We start from the raw sequence: 16,267 nt of genomic DNA, 5'->3' as shown, positions 1-16,267 counted from the left end.
CAAAGCCGCAGGATATATCCTGCGGCTTTTTTGTTGGGGGTATACGTTAAATTTTGTAAGAAAGCGTGATTTTGAATGCCAGGAGGCACTCATTATTTATAGACAATAAATTCGTATAAAGATGCGGGTTGCTTATGTGTATCTGCCACTAATTTTGCCATATCTCTTTATATTAAAGAGAGCATGACGGAAGCCAGCGGCGTCAAGATGCGAGGCTGGTGGTCTGCTGGATTGTGGTTAAGCAGACTGCACTTATGAAGAATAGATTGGACCTGTTTTGAGCGTTTATCAAAAGACAATTGGTCGTGTGCTGACTTTGTCCGGTGTGGGCGTCCATGGTGGCGCACATGCATCGGTGACATTCGTTCCAGCCGACGCCAACACAGGAATTATATTTCAGCGCTCCGACATCGAGGAAGCGCCCGCAATACGTGCGCATGCATCCGAAATCGGCGCGACGGATCTCTGTACGGCTCTTGGACCAAAAGAGGCGAGAATCAATACCGTCGAGCATTTGATGGCAGCGATAGCAGCCCTTGGCATCGACAACATGATTGTTGAAGTTGAAGGCCCGGAAGTGCCTATTCTTGATGGCACGTCGGCGCGTTTTATCGATGCATTCGATGAGGCAGGTATTGTCACGCAGGAAGCCAAGCGCCGGTTTATCCGCATTCTGAAAACCGTGCGCGTCGAAGCTGGCGGTTCGTGGGGTGAATTTCAGCCCTATTCGGGTACGCGCTACGAAGTCGAGATCGATTTTGAATGTCCGCTGATCGGGCGTCAGAAATATGCCAACGATATCAATGAAGTGATATTTAGAAAAGACATATCCACCGCACGTACATTTGGCTTTATGAAAGATGTCGAGCGGTTGTGGGCGGCTGGTCTTGCACTTGGATCGTCGCTCGACAATTCACTTGTCATTGGCGACGACAATTCGGTTATCAATCCGGGTGGTTTGCGTTTTACGGATGAGTTCGTGCGCCATAAGACGCTGGACGCGGTGGGTGATCTGGCGCTGGCCGGCCTGCCTTTTATTGGTTGCTTCCGCTCGTATCGTGGCGGGCACCGATTGAATGCGGAGACGGTGAAGGCCCTTCTGGCCGATAAGTCAAATTACGATATTGTTGAGGCCAGTGGCGTGCGTCGCAATGCTGACAGCTCGGATATGGTTGCACTTCAGCCTAATATTGCCGCACCCTGGGCGCTTTGAAACTCATGTGGAGCAGGTCGGCGTTCATGGCCATAATTGGGCCGTGATCGACGGGTTTTCTTCTGTTGAGTCGTTAGACTCATGATGAACTGACAGCCAAGCCTCCGTATTTGGTGAGGATAAAGCCATTGGTTTGCATAGATACAGTTTCAGACCGTAGTTTAAGGCCAATTTCTGACGATTGATCAGCTAGACGATTGCCGATTTCGCCAGCATGTGGTTTATGAACTGCCAAAACAGCCTCGGCTATGTTTACCTATGTGCTGATGCTGATGTATTGGGAAGAATGGAGAAAATCGTGAACGCACATGTTTACGTTGCTCCAGACAGAAAAGACGTTGCCAGATGGCCGGAGACCGCATGACGAGTTCGAATTTCCCGGTGAAGACGAAAACCGCGCTGATTGCCAGCGCTCTTGCCGTTTTTGTTCCGCTTGCGGGATGTGCCAGCAAAAACGACGATATTGATCTGACCAAATATGTGGAAACGATCGATCCGGCGGATAAGCTTTATAATGAAGGCCTCGCAAACCTTGATGCAGGACGACTTGGCGAAGCTGCAAAGAAGTTTGCGGCGGTTGATCGTCAGCACCCTTATACTGAATGGGCGCGTAAATCGCTCGTTATGGCTGCCTTCACCAATTACCGTCAGGGTAATTATGAAGAAGCGATCAGCATGGCCAAGCGTTACAACACGCTTTACCCGACATCGCCTGAATCGGCTTATGCCTATTACATTATTGGTTTGAGCTATTTCCGTCAGATCCCTGACGTGACACGCGATCAGGCTGCAAGCCGCCGTGCCATTGCTGCGATGCAGGAAGTGGTCGATCGTTTTCCGAATTCCGAATATGTGGATGACGCGAAGACCAAGATCCGCGTTGCCCGCGATCAGCTTGCTGGTAAGGAAATGCAGGTCGGTCGCTATTATCTTGAGCGCAAGGAATATCTTGCTGCAATCAAGCGCTTCCGTCTGGTGGTTGAGGAATATTCCAACACTCGTCAGGTCGAAGAAGCACTGGCTCGTCTGGTCGAAGCCTATTATGCGCTTGGTCTGACGTCGGAAGCGCAGATGGCAGCGTCGGTGCTTGGCAAGAACTTCCCGGACAGCCGTTGGTATAAGGATAGCTACAAGCTTCTGCAGAGCGGCGGTCTTGAGCCGCGCGAAAACGGTGGTTCGTGGCTGGCCAAGGCTTCGTCGCTGATCACAGGCGGCAATTAAGCCGATACCTGCATGCTGTCGCACCTGTCGATCCGCGATATTGTTCTGATTGAAAGGCTCGACATCGAGTTCAAGACCGGCTTGTCCGTGCTTACGGGCGAGACCGGCGCTGGTAAATCGATTCTGCTTGATTCGTTGTCGCTTGCCCTTGGTGCACGCGGCGACGCTTCTCTGGTGCGTCACGGCGCTGATCAGGGGCAGGTAACTGCCGTATTCGATGTGCCGGTTGGGCATCCCGCCCGCAAGTTCCTTAGCGAAAATGGTTTTGATGATGACGGTGACGTCATCCTGCGCCGTCTTCAGATGGGGGACGGCCGCACACGCGTTTTCATCAATGATCAGGCGGCAAGCGTTGCACTGTTGCGCGAGCTTGGCAAACGGCTGGTGGAAATCCATGGTCAGCATGACGACCGTGCGCTGATCGATACCGATCTTCATCGTACATTGCTGGATGCTTTTGGTGGTCTTGATGCTGAGGCTGTTGCTGTTCGCGAGCGCTACAAAGCGTGGCGCGATGCCGAAAATGCTTTGTCGAAGCATCGTGCGCGTGTTGAGCAGGCCGAGCGCGAAGGCGACTATCTGCGTTCATCGGTTGAAGAACTGACCAAGCTCGATCCGCAGCCGGGCGAGGAAGACGACCTTGCCGAGCGCCGCGCGATCATGATGAAGTCGGAAAAGATTGCAGGCGACGTGAACGAAGCAGGCGAGCTTCTGTCGGGTAACGGTTCGCCGGTGCCGACACTGGCAAGCCTTGTGCGCCGTCTGGAGCGTAAAATTCCGGAAGCGCCGCATCTGCTTGAGCCAGTCTGCAAGGCGATAGATGAAGCGCTCAATAGCCTGGCGCTTGCGCAGGACGGCATTGATCACGCCATGCGAGAAATCGATTTTGATCCTCGGGTGCTTGAACAGGTCGAAGAACGGCTATTTGCGCTCAGAGCCGCCGCCCGCAAATATTCGGTGTCTGTTGAGGGTTTACCCGCACTGCGCGATAAGATGGATGCTGATCTTGCTGATCTTGATGCCGGTGCAGAAAAGCTGACCCAGCTGGAAGCACAGGCCACAGAAACACGTGCAGCCTATGATGCTGCTGCGAAGGTCTTGTCAGAGCGTCGCAAGGACACTGCTGAACATCTCAAAGCGGCAGTCATGGCCGAACTTCCGGCATTGAAGCTGGAACGTGCCGAGTTTATCGTTGAAATGACAACCGACACCAAGGCACGGGCGGCGGAAGGTATTGATACGGTCGAATATTGGGTTCGCACCAATCCGGGCACACGTGCAGGCCCGATGATGAAGGTTGCATCGGGTGGTGAGCTTTCGCGCTTCCTGCTGGCGCTCAAAGTGGCATTGGCTGATCGCGGTTCGGCTCCGACGCTTGTGTTTGACGAAATTGATACGGGTGTGGGCGGTGCGGTTGCCGATGCAATTGGGCAGCGTCTGGCGCGGTTATCATCGCGCGTGCAGGTGCTTTCCGTGACCCATGCACCACAGGTGGCCGCGCGTGCATCGACCCATTTCCTCATTGCGAAATCAGCGACCAATGAAGATCGCATGTCCACATCAATCCGTTCAATTGGTGTTGATGAACGGCAGGAAGAAATCGCGCGTATGCTGGCCGGTGCCAGCATTACCGATGAAGCGCGTGCCGCAGCCGAGCGTTTGCTGGCTGAAAACAATGCGCTTGTCTCCTGACAGAACGCTGTCAGGGGGAGCACATGTTCGTAACCACGCGTGGCTGTAGGCGCGGCGCAATTTCTTGGTTATGTTGGGCAAAATTGATTCAGCAGGTTTTGCCACGCATATGTCCGATATCTCCGTCGAAAAACTGACCGACCTTGAAGCAGCAGCAGAGCTGGAGCGGCTGGCGCGTGAAATTGCTCATCATGATGAGCTTTATCATGCCCATGACCGACCGGTGATTTCGGACGCGGATTATGATGCACTGAAGCGTCTTAACGATGCTATTGAAGCGCGCTTTCCACATCTGGTACGCCCTGATAGCCCTTCTTTGCGCGTTGGGTCAGCACCTGTTTCCAAATTCGCACAAATCGTTCATGCACGTCCGATGCTGTCACTTGGCAATGCGTTTTCTGATGAAGACGTGCGCGATTTTGTCGGCAGCGTTTATCGTTTTCTCGGGCAATTGCCGGATAATTCCATTGCCTTCACCGCAGAGCCGAAGATTGACGGGCTTTCCATGTCGATTCGCTATGAAAATGGCGTTCTTGTCAGTGCCGCGACCCGTGGTGATGGCACGACTGGCGAAAATGTAACTGCCAATATCCGCACCATCAGCGAGATTCCCAATAAGCTTCCGGCAGGTGTGCCGGCGGTCGTTGAAGTGCGCGGCGAGGTCTATATGGCCAAGAGCGACTTCCTTGCACTCAATGAGCAGATGGTTGCCGAGGGCAAACAAACATACGTCAATCCGCGCAACACAGCCGCTGGGTCGTTGAGACAGTTGGATGCGAAAGTGACGGCCAGCCGCAAGCTCAGGTTCTTTGCCTATGCCTGGGGCGAAATGTCGGAGATGCCGGCGGATACGCAACACGGCATGGTCGAGGTTTTTCGTGAGTGGGGTTTTCCGGTCAATCCGTTAACGAAACGAATGCACAGTGCCGATGAGCTGATCGCGCATTATCGGGCGATTGGCCTTGAACGCGCCAAGCTTGATTACGACATCGACGGTGTTGTCTACAAGGTGGATCGGCTGGATCTGCAAACGCGGCTTGGCTTTCGCTCGCGCAGTCCGCGCTGGGCGATAGCGCACAAATTCCCGGCAGAACAGGCAACCACCATTCTGCGCGACATTGATGTTCAGGTCGGGCGGACGGGTGCAATGACACCCGTTGCACGCCTTGAGCCGATTACTGTTGGTGGCGTGGTTGTGACCAACGCCACGCTGCATAATGAAGATTATATCAAGGGCATTGGTCTCAAGGGTGAACGTATTCGCGAGGATGGTCACGACATTCGCATCGGCGATACGGTGATCGTACAGCGTGCTGGCGATGTTATTCCGCAGATTGTCGATGTGGTGCTGGAAAAGCGTCCCGCCGATGCTGAGGAGTTCCATTTCCCGCATGTGTGTCCTGTCTGTGGCAGTCATGCCGTGCGCGAGGAGGGTGAGGCGGTTTATCGTTGCACAGGTGGTCTGACCTGTGCTGCGCAAGTGGTGGAGCGCATTCGCCATTTCGTATCGCGCAATGCTTTCGATATTGAGGGCCTTGGCGAGAAGCAGGTCGAGTTCTTCTTCCATGCGGACGATGACAGTCTGAAAATCAAATCCCCTGTTGATATTTTCACGCTACAGGCTCGTCAGTCTAAGTCGCTCAAGAAACTCGAAAATATTGAGGGCTTTGGTGCGGTTTCCGTGAAGAAGCTCTATGACGCAATCAATGGCCGACGTGAGATTGCCTTGCATCGCTTCCTGTTTGGTCTTGGTATCCGGCATGTTGGCGAAGTGAACGCCAAGCGCTTTGCCAAGGCTTATCTCAGCTATGACAAGTTTGCTGAGGCAGCCAAAACCGCAGTCCCGCCAAAAGAGGGGGACCGAAGCGATAAAGGCAATGAAGCCTGGCAGGATCTCATTTCAGTTGAAGGCATTGGTTCGATTGTAGCGGAAGCGGTGGTCGATTTTTATGCCGAGCCGCATAACGTGCAGGTCTTGAAAGCGTTGCTTGATGAAGTCACGCCTCTTGATGAAGTTGCCCGCGTGGCAACCGGATCGCCGGTTGAGGGCAAGACAGTGGTGTTTACGGGTAGCCTTGAACGCATGTCACGTGATGAAGCAAAAGCCATGGCCGAGCGTCACGGTGCCAAGACGGCAGGGTCTGTTTCCAAGAAGACGGATCTTGTTGTGGCAGGGCCGGGGGCTGGCTCAAAGCTTGCAAAAGCATCGGAACTTGGCATCGAAGTCATTGATGAAGATGCATGGCTTCAACTGGTTGGAGAAGGCTGATGGCTCCGTTCAAGGGCTTTGGCGACAAGGCTATTCCGTTCTTGAAGGCGCTCGATTTTCATCAAAACCGCGAATGGTTTGTTGAAAACAAGGACCTGTTTGAAGAGCATCTGAAAGGGCCGCTTGGTGATCTGGTTGAAGAACTGACGGCGCGTTTTGAAAAGGCCGGATTGCCGTTCAAGGGTGATCGTGTGAAGTCACAGTTCCGCATCAAGCGGGACACGCGCTTCTCTCATGACAAGGCTCCGTATAACCGGCATCTGTCGGCCCTTCTGTCCAATTCGGGCACAAAATGGGATGAAAGCGGCTGCTTTTATGTCTGTATCGGTTTGCCGGGTGTGCGCGATTGCTATGCAGGTGTTGCATGGTGGGGGCCGAAGAAAGAGCTTCTGCAAGCTATCCGCAAAGCGATTGTCGAAAAGCCGGATGCGTATCGTGCGGTCGTGGCAAAGCTTAAGAAGCATGGCCTGCAAATCAGCGATCATGATCGGTTGAAGCGCACGCCGCGTGGTTTTGAAACTGTAGCGGATGCCGATCTTCTTGAAGCCATTCGCAACCGGCATTTTGCTGTTCGCCTCGAAATCGATCCCGATAGCATTACCCGCGCCGACCTTGCCGATCGGTTGGTCAAATTTGCCGAGCAGGCACGCCCACTGATCGACTGGATCAAGAAGATCGAAGGCACTGTTCCGCAAGCATCCGAATAATGCATCGATTCATCACGTATTCTGATAGGTGATGCTGAAATGTTGCTGCTTGTTGCTTTCGCTGCGTGTCAGCATGATGACGCTGTTTTTTTGCGTGCGCAGCGCTGTTAATCACGCTGCGCCATTTCTTTCCGGCTTAAAGCGGCGCAGTCGCTTTTTCCAGCCATTCGACCTGAGCGCCTTCGAGATGGCCGATCAGCTTCTCACGCACGCTTACATGGTAGGCGTTGAGCCAATCAAGCTCTTCCGGCGTGAGCAGTGATTTGTCGATCAGGCGACGGTCGATGGGGCAGAAGGTGAGCGTCTCAAAGCTCATCATTGGCAGTTCGCCGCCTGCGGGCACTTCCGCTTCCTTTACAATGATCAGGTTTTCAATGCGGATGCCATAAGCGCCCGGCTTGTAATAGCCCGGTTCATTGGAAAGGATCATACCGGGCAGAAGCTCGTGTGCGCCTTTTTTTGAAATGCTCTGCGGGCCTTCATGGACAGAGAGATAACTGCCGACGCCATGACCGGTGCCGTGTGCGTAGTCGAAGCCCTGCTTCCAGAGTGCGATACGCGCCAGCACATCAATGTCCTGTCCGCGCGTCCCTTTTGGAAAACGGGCGGTGGTGATCGCAATCATGCCTTTGAGAACGAGTGTGAAAGAGCGGATCGTTTCTGGCGTCACTGTCCCGATTGCAACTGTGCGCGTGATGTCTGTCGTGCCATCGCGATATTGTGCGCCGGAATCGATCAGATACAACTCGCCATCGTTGAGCTTGCGATTGGTGTTCGTGTTAACGCGGTAATGGATGATCGCGCCGTCGGGACCTGCGCCGGAAATCGAATCAAATGAAATATCTTCGAGCGGCATCTGGAAATCGCGACCAGCCTTGTCGCGGCTTTGCTCCAGCTTTTGCGCCGCCGAGATTTCATCAACCGTGCCGGGGTTTTGTTCGTCGAGCCAGGACAGAAAGTTGACCATAGCCACGCCGTCACGTTCATGCGCTGCGCGAGAACCGTCAAGCTCGGCCTTGTTCTTGATTGCGCGGGGCAGGCGGGCCGGGTCTTTACCATGAATGACATGACCGCCAGCAGCATCCACCGCGAGGCGGAGCTTTTCAGCGGCAAGTGCCGGATCAAGCAGAATGGTTTCACCCTTTGCTGCACGTGCGCTCAGGTGGCCTTCCAACTTGGCGGGTTCACAGAGTTTGGCGAGCTGTGTGAGATAGGCGCGCGGTTCAATGGCAAGCTTGCGCTCGTCAATGAAGAGTTCAGGCTCACCCTCTGCCGGGATGATTGCAAAGCTTAATGGCAGAGGTGTGTTGGAGACATCCTTGCCGCGAATGTTGAACACCCAGGCAACCGATGAAGGGTCGGTTAGAACGGTTGCGCTTGCTCCCGCCGCTGTTACCGCTTTTTGCATCTCCTTGATCTTGTCTTGCGCTTCATGTCCGGCAAAGCGGGCCGGCTGGATGGTAACGGGCGCAAGAGGGGCTTCTGGCTGATTATCCCAGATGAGATCAACCAGATTATGCGCAACCGGCACAAGTTTACCGCCTTGATTTTCGAGTGCTTCACGCAAAGCTGTTGCTTCGGAAATCGTGTGCAACCATGGATCAAAGCCAATCGTCAGACCTTTGCCGTGCTCAAGAAGCCAGCTTGCAGGCGGATTGGTGACAAGGCTTTCATAAGAAAACACGTTGCCATCTGTCTGATTGCGAACCTGCAACTCATAACGCCCATCGATGAAAATATAGGCGGCATCTTTCAGGATAAGGGCTGCCCCTGCCGAACCGGTAAAGCCTGTGAGCCAGCCGAGACGCTGCGCACGGGGCGGCACATATTCGCCCTGATGCTCATCGGCACGCGGAACGAGAAAGCCGTCGAGACCCTGTTCGGCAAGTTTTTCACGCAGCATAGCCACGCGTGGCGCGCCATTGGCCGGATCGGTCGTTACATCAAAAGTCTGAAAAGCCATGAGCGTAACTCGTAAAAAATAAGGAAACTGCGTTATTTCAGATGAATTGTGACCCAGCCTGAACGATGCAGCGTTTTGATATGTGTGAGGCCCTGCGCCTGATAGGCGGCGAGCACCATATCGTGCTGGCTGTCGAGAATGCCTGACAGGATGATAGAGCCGCTTGGAGCCAGATGCGATTTCAACGACGGTGCAAGTTCAATCAGCGGATTGGCCAGAATATTGGCGACGATCAGATCAAACGGCGTGTAGGAGCGGAAGATCGGGTGGTCGAAACCTTCAGCAGTCGCGGTGATGACATGTTCGCTTACGTTATTGAGAACTGTATTTTCAGCGGCGACGGTGACGGCAATGGGGTCAATATCGGTGGCAAGAACCGGGATCGGTGCAAGCTTGGCGATCGCAATTGCCAGCACAGCGCTGCCAGTGCCCAGATCAAGCGCGTTGGTTGGATGCTCCCGCTCAACTACTTCTTCGATCATTTCAAGGCAACCGGATGTGGTGCCGTGGTGGCCCGTACCAAAAGCCAAGCCCGCGTCAATCAAAATCGGGATGTCAGCGGATTGCAGTTTGTCGCGATCATGCGAGCCATGAACGAAAAAACGACCTGCGCGAACAGGCTTGAGGCCTTCGAGTGAATGGGTGACCCAATCAATGTCCGGGAGTTCTTCTGTTTCGAACTTGTCGTTTCCTACGAGTGAACCTATGCGGGCTGCAAGCTCATCCGCTTCATCTTCTGTATAGACGGAAACTTCGAATATCTGGCGGTCCTCATCAATCTCGGTGATTGCGACCGGAAAGCCGTCATCCTCGAATGCGACTTCGAGGATGTTGTAGATTCGTTCGGCTTCCGTCTTGTCGGCCGAAAAGAAGAGTCGTGACTGGGGCATGGATAATAAGCTCTCAAATCGAATTGGAAGCCCTGTTTACTCGTTTGTGCGGCCTTTGGCCAGATTCTTCAATTTTTCCAGAGCCGTATCCGGGTTTTCTTGATAAGCGATGGTTCCGCGGAAGCGTCCACCCTTGTCGAGAAGGAACACCGATGCAGTGTGATCGACAGTATATTCGCCGTCTTCGGTCGGAACTTTCTTGGCATAGATGTGGAAGGACTTGACCACATCAGCAACATTTTCAGGTGTGCCGGTGATGCCGATAATACGGTCAGACACGTTGCTCACATAGGTTTTCATGATTTCCTGTGTGTCGCGCTCCGGGTCAACTGAAATGAAATAGGCTTTTATGTCTGCGGCTTCCGGGCCAAGCTGTTTCAAATAGCCATCCAGCTCGTAAAGCGTTGTCGGACAGACATCCGGGCAATGGGTGAAGCCAAAGAAAATGGCGGACGGCGTCGCGCGCAGGTCTTTTTCGGTAAAAGGCTTCCCGTCCATGGTGACGAGGTTGAACGGGCCACCAAATGGCTCGTTTGCTGCATTTCTGTCACGGATCATGTTGAAGCCAGCAGCGCCGACGATCACGACGATGAAGGCAACAATGAAGATGGGCAGGAATTTTTGCATATTCAGTCAGCCTTGAATTTTGTTTTGCATTTATCGCACATAGGCGCGCTATTTGTAGATCTACGCCGATCTCCAACAGGACAGCGCTTCTTTAACAGATGCACCTTATGTTGGAATGATCGTGTCAGTCTAGCAGAGTACAAAGATTTCAGAAAGTTTTGAAATGACGCAGGGTGAAGACCTTCGCTTCCAGAATAGCGAACCACGTATTCATTCGACCGCCCAGTTGAAATCGTCAAAACTCGGTCGTTATGCCGATATTGGTGAACGGGTGAATTTGCGTGAAGTGACGGTTGGCGACTTCACCTATTTCGAGCGAAACGGTGAGGGCATTTACGCCGAGATCGGCAAGTTCTGCTCTATTGCTGCCAATGTGCGGATTAACGCGCTTGAGCATCCTATGGAACGATTGACCACGCATAAGGTGAGCTATCGGCCCAATGAATATTTTCGCTATCTGGGTGTCGATGGTGAATTCCGCGCCAGACGGCAGGCAAAGCGCGTCACCATTGGCAATGATGTGTGGATTGGCCATGGTGCCGTCATTACGCCGGGCGTGCGCATCGGCCATGGCGCGGTGATTGGCGCGAATGCCGTGGTGACAAAAGATGTGGCGCCATATCACGTTGTGGGTGGTGTTCCAGCCCGCGTCATTCGCAAGCGTTTTGATGATAAGATTATTGAAAGATTGCTCGCGCTTTGCTGGTGGGACTGGCCGGTGGAAAAGCTTTATGAGGCAGTCCCTGATATTCAGACGCTTGACATCGAAGCTTTTCTTGAAAAATGGAGCGTTTAGGCATTGCTCTCTTGCAATGACTCGTTCGCTTCTCCACTTTCCAGGTTGAAGTTGCTGGAGATTTCTCATGTCTAAATTGAATAAGCTTGCCGGGTTGTTTGTTGCTCCAATGCTGCTGCTTGGCGCTTCTGCTGCCGTATCGGCGGCGGAGGTTGGTCAGGTCGGCGTTGACTGGCTGGGCAATGATGTTGTGATTGATGCGGTTCAGGACCCGAAAGTAAAGGGCGTAACCTGTTATCTGGCGTCGTTTTCACGCGGCGTTATCGACCGTTTGCAGAAGGGCAACTGGTTTGAAAACCCATCCAATGCCTCGATTTCCTGCGAGCAGTCTGGCCCGATTACGATCGGTGACATCAAGCTTGGTAAAGGCGGAGAGCGCGTGTTTTCGGAGCGCACCAGCCTGATCTGGAAAAAGCTGGTCATCACCCGCATTTATGACCAGAAAAACAACACACTGCTCTATCTCGCTCATGCGACACAGGTTCAGGATGGTTCGGCCAAGACTGCACTCTCAACCGTTCCGCTGTTCAAGGGGGATGTGACCTGGGAAAAAGGAAAGCCGGAGTAATCTCCGGCTTCCTGTCTATTCAAACTTAAGCGCGCTGAACAAAGCTGTCGAGAACGCGCTTTTGTCCGGCTTTGTCAAAGTCGATGGTCAGCTTATTGCCATCGATTGTCGCGACTGTTCCGTTGCCAAATTTGATATGAAACACGCGGTCGCCGACGAAGAAGGCTGACGGCTTGTCAGCCACCGACTTTGCAACCAGTTCACCGTCAATCATACGGCCTTTGACAGAACCACGCCCCGCACCGAAACCTGAATCCGTTTCGCCATAGCCAATGCGTTCAACATTGGCACCGGAGCGCGAGCCCCAGTTGTTGCGTGTCGCTTCCGAGCGGTTCTGCTGCGCGCGCTGCCAGCCGGGTGTCGAATAGGAGTTCTGGAACGGATCGGCCTTGTCGAAGCGCGATTGCCCGTAACCGCTATTGCCATAACCGCCGTAATTGCCTTCCATTTCAGCCACTTCGACATGTGCTTCAGGAAGCTCTTCCAGAAAGCGTGACGGGATGGTCGATTGCCACATGCCATGAATACGGCGGTTGGAAACAAACCAGATATGCAGGTTTTTCTTGGCACGCGTGACGCCAACATAAGCGAGGCGGCGCTCTTCTTCGAGACCTGAGCGCCCCCCTTCGTCCAGTGCGCGCTGATGTGGAAACAGCCCTTCTTCCCAGCCGGGCAGGAAGACGGTTTCAAATTCCAGACCCTTAGCCGAATGCAGCGTCATGATGTTGACGGCATCCATGTCCTCATTTTTCTCGGCATCCATGACGAGCGCAACGTGTTCAAGAAAGCCGCGCAGGCTCTCGTAGTCTTCCATGGAACGGATCAGTTCCTTGAGGTTTTCGAGGCGTCCCGGCGCTTCTGCTGACTTATCGTTCTGCCACATGGCGGTGTAGCCGGACTCGTCGAGAATGGTTTCGGCAAGTTCTGTATGGGGTGTATTGTCGAGAAGCGACTGCCAGCGGCGGAAATTATCGACCACTTCGCGCAGCGCTGAACGTGGCTTTGGCTTTAACTCTTCGGTTTCAACCAGATCACAAGCAGCGGCAAACATCGAGATGTCGCGCGCACGGGCATAATCGTGAATCTGGCGGATTGCCGCTTCACCAAGGCCACGCTTTGGTGTGTTGATGATGCGCTCAAGTGCCAGATCGTCGGCAGGCTGCGCAACCACGCGCATATAGGCCATGGCGTCACGGATTTCGAGGCGCTCATAAAAGCGCGGACCGCCGATAACCCGGTAATTGAGGCCAAGCGTGACGAAGCGATCTTCGAACTCGCGCATCTGGAAAGATGCACGCACGAGGATTGCCATATTGTTGAGCAGATGACCCTGACGCTGCGCCTGTTCGATGGCCTCGCCAACGGCGCGGGCTTCTTCTTCGGAATCCCATGCCGCGTGCACTTTTACCCGAGGATCGTCTGGATTGGGCGCTTCCGTGAAAAGCGTCTTGCCGAGGCGGCCTTCATTGTGTGCAATCAGATGTGCTGCGGCGCCCAGAATATGGGCCGTCGAGCGATAGTTACGTTCAAGCTTGATAACGACCGCACCCGGAAAATCCTTGTCAAAGCGGAGGATGTTGTCCACTTCCGCACCGCGCCAGCCATAGATCGACTGATCGTCATCGCCCACGCAACACAGATTCACTTTGTTTTCGCTCGCGCCTGATGGCGCTTGTGGGCCGTCTGCCGCAAATGGCACAGGTGCTGCGTTTCGCGATTGCGGTCGCTGGGCGAGAAGCCGCAGCCACATATATTGCGCGGTGTTGGTATCCTGATATTCGTCGACCAGAATATAACGGAATTTCGCGTGGTATTCGCGCAGGATATCCGGGTGATTGCGGAAGATGCGGATCGGATGCAGCAGCAGATCACCAAAGTCACAGGCGTTCAGCGTGCGTAGCCGTTCCTGATAGGCTTGATAAAGTTCACGGCCTTTTCCGTTGCCAAACGAACGCGCATCGCCTTCCGGAATATCGGCAGGACCAAAGCCCTTGTTTTTCCAGCCATCGATCATATTGGCGAAGGTGCGGGCAGGCCAGCGCTTGTCATCCAGACCTTCAGCCTGAATGAGCTGTTTGATCAGGCGGATCACATCATCCGTATCAAGAATGGTAAAATCAGATGTGAGATTGACCAGTTCAGCGTGGCGGCGCAGCAGTTTTACGCCGATGGAGTGGAACGTGCCAAGCCACGGCATACCTTCCACAGCGCCGCCAACCAGATGGCCGATACGCTCTTTCATCTCGCGTGCAGCCTTGTTGGTGAAGGTCACGGCGAGAATCTGGCTCGGATAGGCGAGGCCGGTTGTCAGAATATGCGCAATGCGGGTGGTGAGAACGCGGGTTTTGCCAGTGCCTGCACCCGCGAGAACCAGAACCGGACCCTCTGTGGTCAAGACGGCCTGACGCTGTTCAGGGTTGAGACCCTTTAAATAATCAGGTTCGCCACGTTGCTGGTTGCGCGCTGCCATGGCGCGTGCGGCAATGCTGCCTGTCGCGGGGGCGCGGTCAGTTGGTGTTTCATCGCCGAAGAACGGCATATCATCAGGGAAATCGGACATTGCTACCGAATGTAGTGATTCGCCGATGAAAAACCAGCGAAAGCGTGAAACTATTCGAGTTGAGTTACGCGGCGATCCGTGAAATTGAGCCGATGCGAAGCAAGTGCCTCGACAAGATCGCGCATTTCCGGCTCGCGGCTTAGAAGGTCGTCGAGCTCAGTCATCTGGTTCATGGCGATCAGCCGCAGAATATCGTCGCGGATCGTTCCATCGGCCCGGCGCGGCAAATGTGCAACCGGCTGGATGAGTTCAAGCTTGGTGCCCTTGAGCCGCGCACGCAGACTTTTTTCGTCCGCATTGAGCGTTTCAACGAAAGCATAAAGGCCAACGCCCTTTGCGGGCAGCGAATAAAGCGCCAGCGCCACATCTTTCACGCGTGGATCAGACTTGAGGGCTGCCATGATGGCTGGGCCTTCATTGTCGATGCGGTCGCCTGTGCCTTCACCGTCTGACCAATTGAAGATGCCACGGGTGACGAAATTATAGACCTTCTTGCCGGTTGCGAGCCAGATGCGCGATGGCAGCGAACGGCGCGCCAGAATGCGCTTTTCCGTCGGCGTCATCAGATCGGCAGCAAAGGCGCGCTTCTGCTTGATCAGATGGCGGAAATCCTCATAGGCGAGCAGCCGGTAGAAAGCGCCGCGACGACGATGCACACTTGCAAGCTGGAAATCGATGACCGCAGCTTCGCCTTCCGGTGTCATCAGCCAGTTTTGCGGCTTGGCGAGATCGTTATGGGTGACCCCCATGCGGCGCATGTCGCGTAGGATTCGATGCGCTGTGCGATACCATTTGGGATCGGAGGGCCGCGCAAGATGCAGCGGGGTGCCTTCGGTCCAGGAACGATAAAGCCCGTCGCGATCAGTATAAAGAAGCTGTGGAACGCCTTCGATGCCGCGTACTGTTTTCAGGCCACGGATTTCGCGTCGCGCCAAAATCCAGGCCAGCGGCTTTGACCACCAAGGTGCTGCGCTGACCACGCGGCGGATGATGCGCGTTTCAGGATCGCCGATAAAATAGCCCGCGCGGGTTTCGGAAAACACATCACGTTTAAAGACGGCAGTTTCAATAAACTCCGGTATCCGGTCGTCTTGAGCAGGTATGTCGATGTTGGGGTTCTCAGCCATAAGGCTCCACTAGCGCTTCGCGCGCGATCAATCAAGTTTGAAGGCAGGGTTCATCTGTTGCAATCACGTGATTGAGGGCGCAAAAGAACGCTACGAGAGTTTTCGGGAGAAAAAGGATCATGCCGCAGCGCGACGATATCAAGCAGATCATCCGGCAGGAACAGGCGCTGATTTTCACATCTTTCAACGAGAATGACGCGTTTTCGCTGGGCCAGCGCATCCGTGATCTGGCCATTAAGCAGAAGCTTTCAGTTGCCATTGATATTTCGCTCTGGGATCGTCGCCTGTTCTTTGCTGCAACGGCTGGAACAACTGTGGACAACAGTGAGTGGCTGCGCCGCAAGTTCAATGTCGTGCGCAGGTTTCAAGCGTCGAGCTATCGCCTTGTTCTGGAACAGAACCGCGACGACAAGATGTTTGCTGCTCACAAGGCACTTGATGTTGCCGATTATGCGCTGGCGGGCGGTGGTTTTCCGATCCATGTGACAGGTGCAGGGGTGATGGGAGCAGCGATTGTTTCCGGTCTGCCGCAGCGTGAAGATCACAATCTTGTTGTGCGGGCGATTGCCGAGCATCTGGGGCAGGATCCCATCGCGCTGGCTTTGAGCGCTGCATAATTTGAAATACGGAGAAT

General features: G+C 54.1%; 13 protein-coding genes. 8 read left to right on the top strand and 5 right to left on the bottom strand.

Features of this window, described 5'->3' with window-relative positions; genetic code table 11:
• Positions 1-277 precede the first annotated feature (277 nt).
• From lpxC to OPR82_RS13555, 5 genes are all read left to right on the top strand, one after another.
• Positions 278-1,213 carry a UDP-3-O-acyl-N-acetylglucosamine deacetylase gene (gene lpxC / locus OPR82_RS13575; protein WP_265985415.1) on the top strand — a complete coding sequence of 312 codons (936 nt, stop codon included), beginning with the start codon at positions 278-280 and terminating at the stop codon, positions 1,211-1,213.
• Between the two features lie 360 nt (positions 1,214-1,573).
• Entirely contained in the window at positions 1,574-2,434 is an 861-nt protein-coding gene (locus OPR82_RS13570) for an outer membrane protein assembly factor BamD (protein ID WP_265985413.1), read from the top strand.
• Between the two features lie 12 nt (positions 2,435-2,446).
• On the top strand, positions 2,447-4,126 hold the full coding sequence (gene recN, locus OPR82_RS13565) for a DNA repair protein RecN (RefSeq protein ID WP_265985412.1): 1,680 nt from the start codon (positions 2,447-2,449) through the stop codon (positions 4,124-4,126).
• A 109-nt stretch (positions 4,127-4,235) separates the two neighbouring features.
• The gene (ligA, locus tag OPR82_RS13560; RefSeq protein WP_265985411.1) at positions 4,236-6,395 is read left to right on the top strand and encodes an NAD-dependent DNA ligase LigA; all 2,160 of its coding nucleotides are present in this window, start codon (positions 4,236-4,238) and stop codon (positions 6,393-6,395) included.
• Positions 6,395-7,102 (top strand): DUF2461 domain-containing protein, encoded by a 708-nt coding sequence (locus OPR82_RS13555; protein WP_265985410.1) that lies wholly within the window; start codon positions 6,395-6,397, stop codon positions 7,100-7,102. The genes ligA and OPR82_RS13555 overlap by 1 nt, the downstream gene beginning before the upstream one ends.
• Before the next feature lie 136 nt (positions 7,103-7,238).
• On the opposite strand, the gene OPR82_RS13550 is transcribed toward OPR82_RS13555, so the two are convergent.
• The 3 genes from OPR82_RS13550 to OPR82_RS13540 are packed head-to-tail and all read right to left on the bottom strand — an operon-like array spanning position 7,239 to position 10,582.
• Entirely contained in the window at positions 7,239-9,065 is a 1,827-nt protein-coding gene (locus tag OPR82_RS13550; protein ID WP_265985409.1) for an aminopeptidase P family protein, read from the bottom strand.
• A 32-nt stretch (positions 9,066-9,097) separates the two neighbouring features.
• A complete protein-coding gene (locus OPR82_RS13545; RefSeq protein WP_265985408.1) occupies positions 9,098-9,955 on the bottom strand; it encodes a 50S ribosomal protein L11 methyltransferase in 858 nt (285 codons plus the stop codon).
• A gap of 36 nt (positions 9,956-9,991) precedes the next feature.
• A complete protein-coding gene (locus OPR82_RS13540; protein ID WP_265985407.1) occupies positions 9,992-10,582 on the bottom strand; it encodes an SCO family protein in 591 nt (196 codons plus the stop codon).
• A 163-nt stretch (positions 10,583-10,745) separates the two neighbouring features.
• Here OPR82_RS13540 and OPR82_RS13535 point away from each other — a divergent pair, with 163 nt between their 5' ends.
• Together OPR82_RS13535 and OPR82_RS13530 are read left to right on the top strand one after the other, a co-directional pair.
• Complete coding sequence (locus OPR82_RS13535) at positions 10,746-11,378, top strand: DapH/DapD/GlmU-related protein (RefSeq protein WP_265985406.1); 633 nt, start codon at positions 10,746-10,748, stop codon at positions 11,376-11,378.
• Positions 11,379-11,445: 67 nt separating this feature from the next.
• Positions 11,446-11,946, top strand: coding sequence for a CreA family protein (locus tag OPR82_RS13530; RefSeq protein WP_265985405.1), 501 nt, complete (start codon positions 11,446-11,448; stop codon positions 11,944-11,946).
• 25 nt (positions 11,947-11,971) lie between these two features.
• On the opposite strand, the gene OPR82_RS13525 is transcribed toward OPR82_RS13530, so the two are convergent.
• Together OPR82_RS13525 and OPR82_RS13520 are read right to left on the bottom strand one after the other, a co-directional pair.
• Positions 11,972-14,506, bottom strand: coding sequence for an ATP-dependent helicase (locus OPR82_RS13525; RefSeq protein ID WP_265985404.1), 2,535 nt, complete (start codon positions 14,504-14,506; stop codon positions 11,972-11,974).
• A gap of 50 nt (positions 14,507-14,556) precedes the next feature.
• Positions 14,557-15,633: a serine/threonine protein kinase gene (locus OPR82_RS13520; RefSeq protein WP_265985403.1), complete on the bottom strand. Its 1,077-nt coding sequence runs from the start codon at positions 15,631-15,633 to the stop codon at positions 14,557-14,559.
• Between the two features lie 119 nt (positions 15,634-15,752).
• On the opposite strand from OPR82_RS13520, the gene OPR82_RS13515 reads away from it, so the two are divergent.
• Positions 15,753-16,250, top strand: a complete 498-nt coding sequence (locus OPR82_RS13515; RefSeq protein WP_265985401.1) for a heme-degrading domain-containing protein — start codon at positions 15,753-15,755, stop codon at positions 16,248-16,250.
• Positions 16,251-16,267 lie beyond the last annotated feature (17 nt).

It is taken from the genome of Ochrobactrum chromiisoli (genome assembly GCF_026241335.1).
Taxonomy (GTDB): domain Bacteria; phylum Pseudomonadota; class Alphaproteobacteria; order Rhizobiales; family Rhizobiaceae; genus Brucella; species Brucella chromiisoli.
This window is presented reverse-complemented; position numbering and strand designations above follow the sequence as displayed.

What these genes read in the sequence shown, in the direction of transcription:
- OPR82_RS13570 (WP_265985413.1), top strand. Translation starts at nt 1,574, where the DNA reads ATGACGAGTTCGAATTTCCCGGTGAAGACGAAAACCGCGCTGATTGCC.
- recN (WP_265985412.1), top strand. Translation starts at nt 2,447, where the DNA reads ATGCTGTCGCACCTGTCGATCCGCGATATTGTTCTGATTGAAAGGCTC.
- ligA (WP_265985411.1), top strand. Translation starts at nt 4,236, where the DNA reads ATGTCCGATATCTCCGTCGAAAAACTGACCGACCTTGAAGCAGCAGCA.
- OPR82_RS13555 (WP_265985410.1), top strand. Translation starts at nt 6,395, where the DNA reads ATGGCTCCGTTCAAGGGCTTTGGCGACAAGGCTATTCCGTTCTTGAAG.
- OPR82_RS13550 (WP_265985409.1), bottom strand. Translation starts at nt 9,065, where the DNA reads ATGGCTTTTCAGACTTTTGATGTAACGACCGATCCGGCCAATGGCGCG.
- OPR82_RS13545 (WP_265985408.1), bottom strand. Translation starts at nt 9,955, where the DNA reads ATGCCCCAGTCACGACTCTTCTTTTCGGCCGACAAGACGGAAGCCGAA.
- OPR82_RS13540 (WP_265985407.1), bottom strand. Translation starts at nt 10,582, where the DNA reads ATGCAAAAATTCCTGCCCATCTTCATTGTTGCCTTCATCGTCGTGATC.
- OPR82_RS13535 (WP_265985406.1), top strand. Translation starts at nt 10,746, where the DNA reads ATGACGCAGGGTGAAGACCTTCGCTTCCAGAATAGCGAACCACGTATT.
- OPR82_RS13530 (WP_265985405.1), top strand. Translation starts at nt 11,446, where the DNA reads ATGTCTAAATTGAATAAGCTTGCCGGGTTGTTTGTTGCTCCAATGCTG.
- OPR82_RS13525 (WP_265985404.1), bottom strand. Translation starts at nt 14,506, where the DNA reads ATGTCCGATTTCCCTGATGATATGCCGTTCTTCGGCGATGAAACACCA.
- OPR82_RS13520 (WP_265985403.1), bottom strand. Translation starts at nt 15,633, where the DNA reads ATGGCTGAGAACCCCAACATCGACATACCTGCTCAAGACGACCGGATA.
- OPR82_RS13515 (WP_265985401.1), top strand. Translation starts at nt 15,753, where the DNA reads ATGCCGCAGCGCGACGATATCAAGCAGATCATCCGGCAGGAACAGGCG.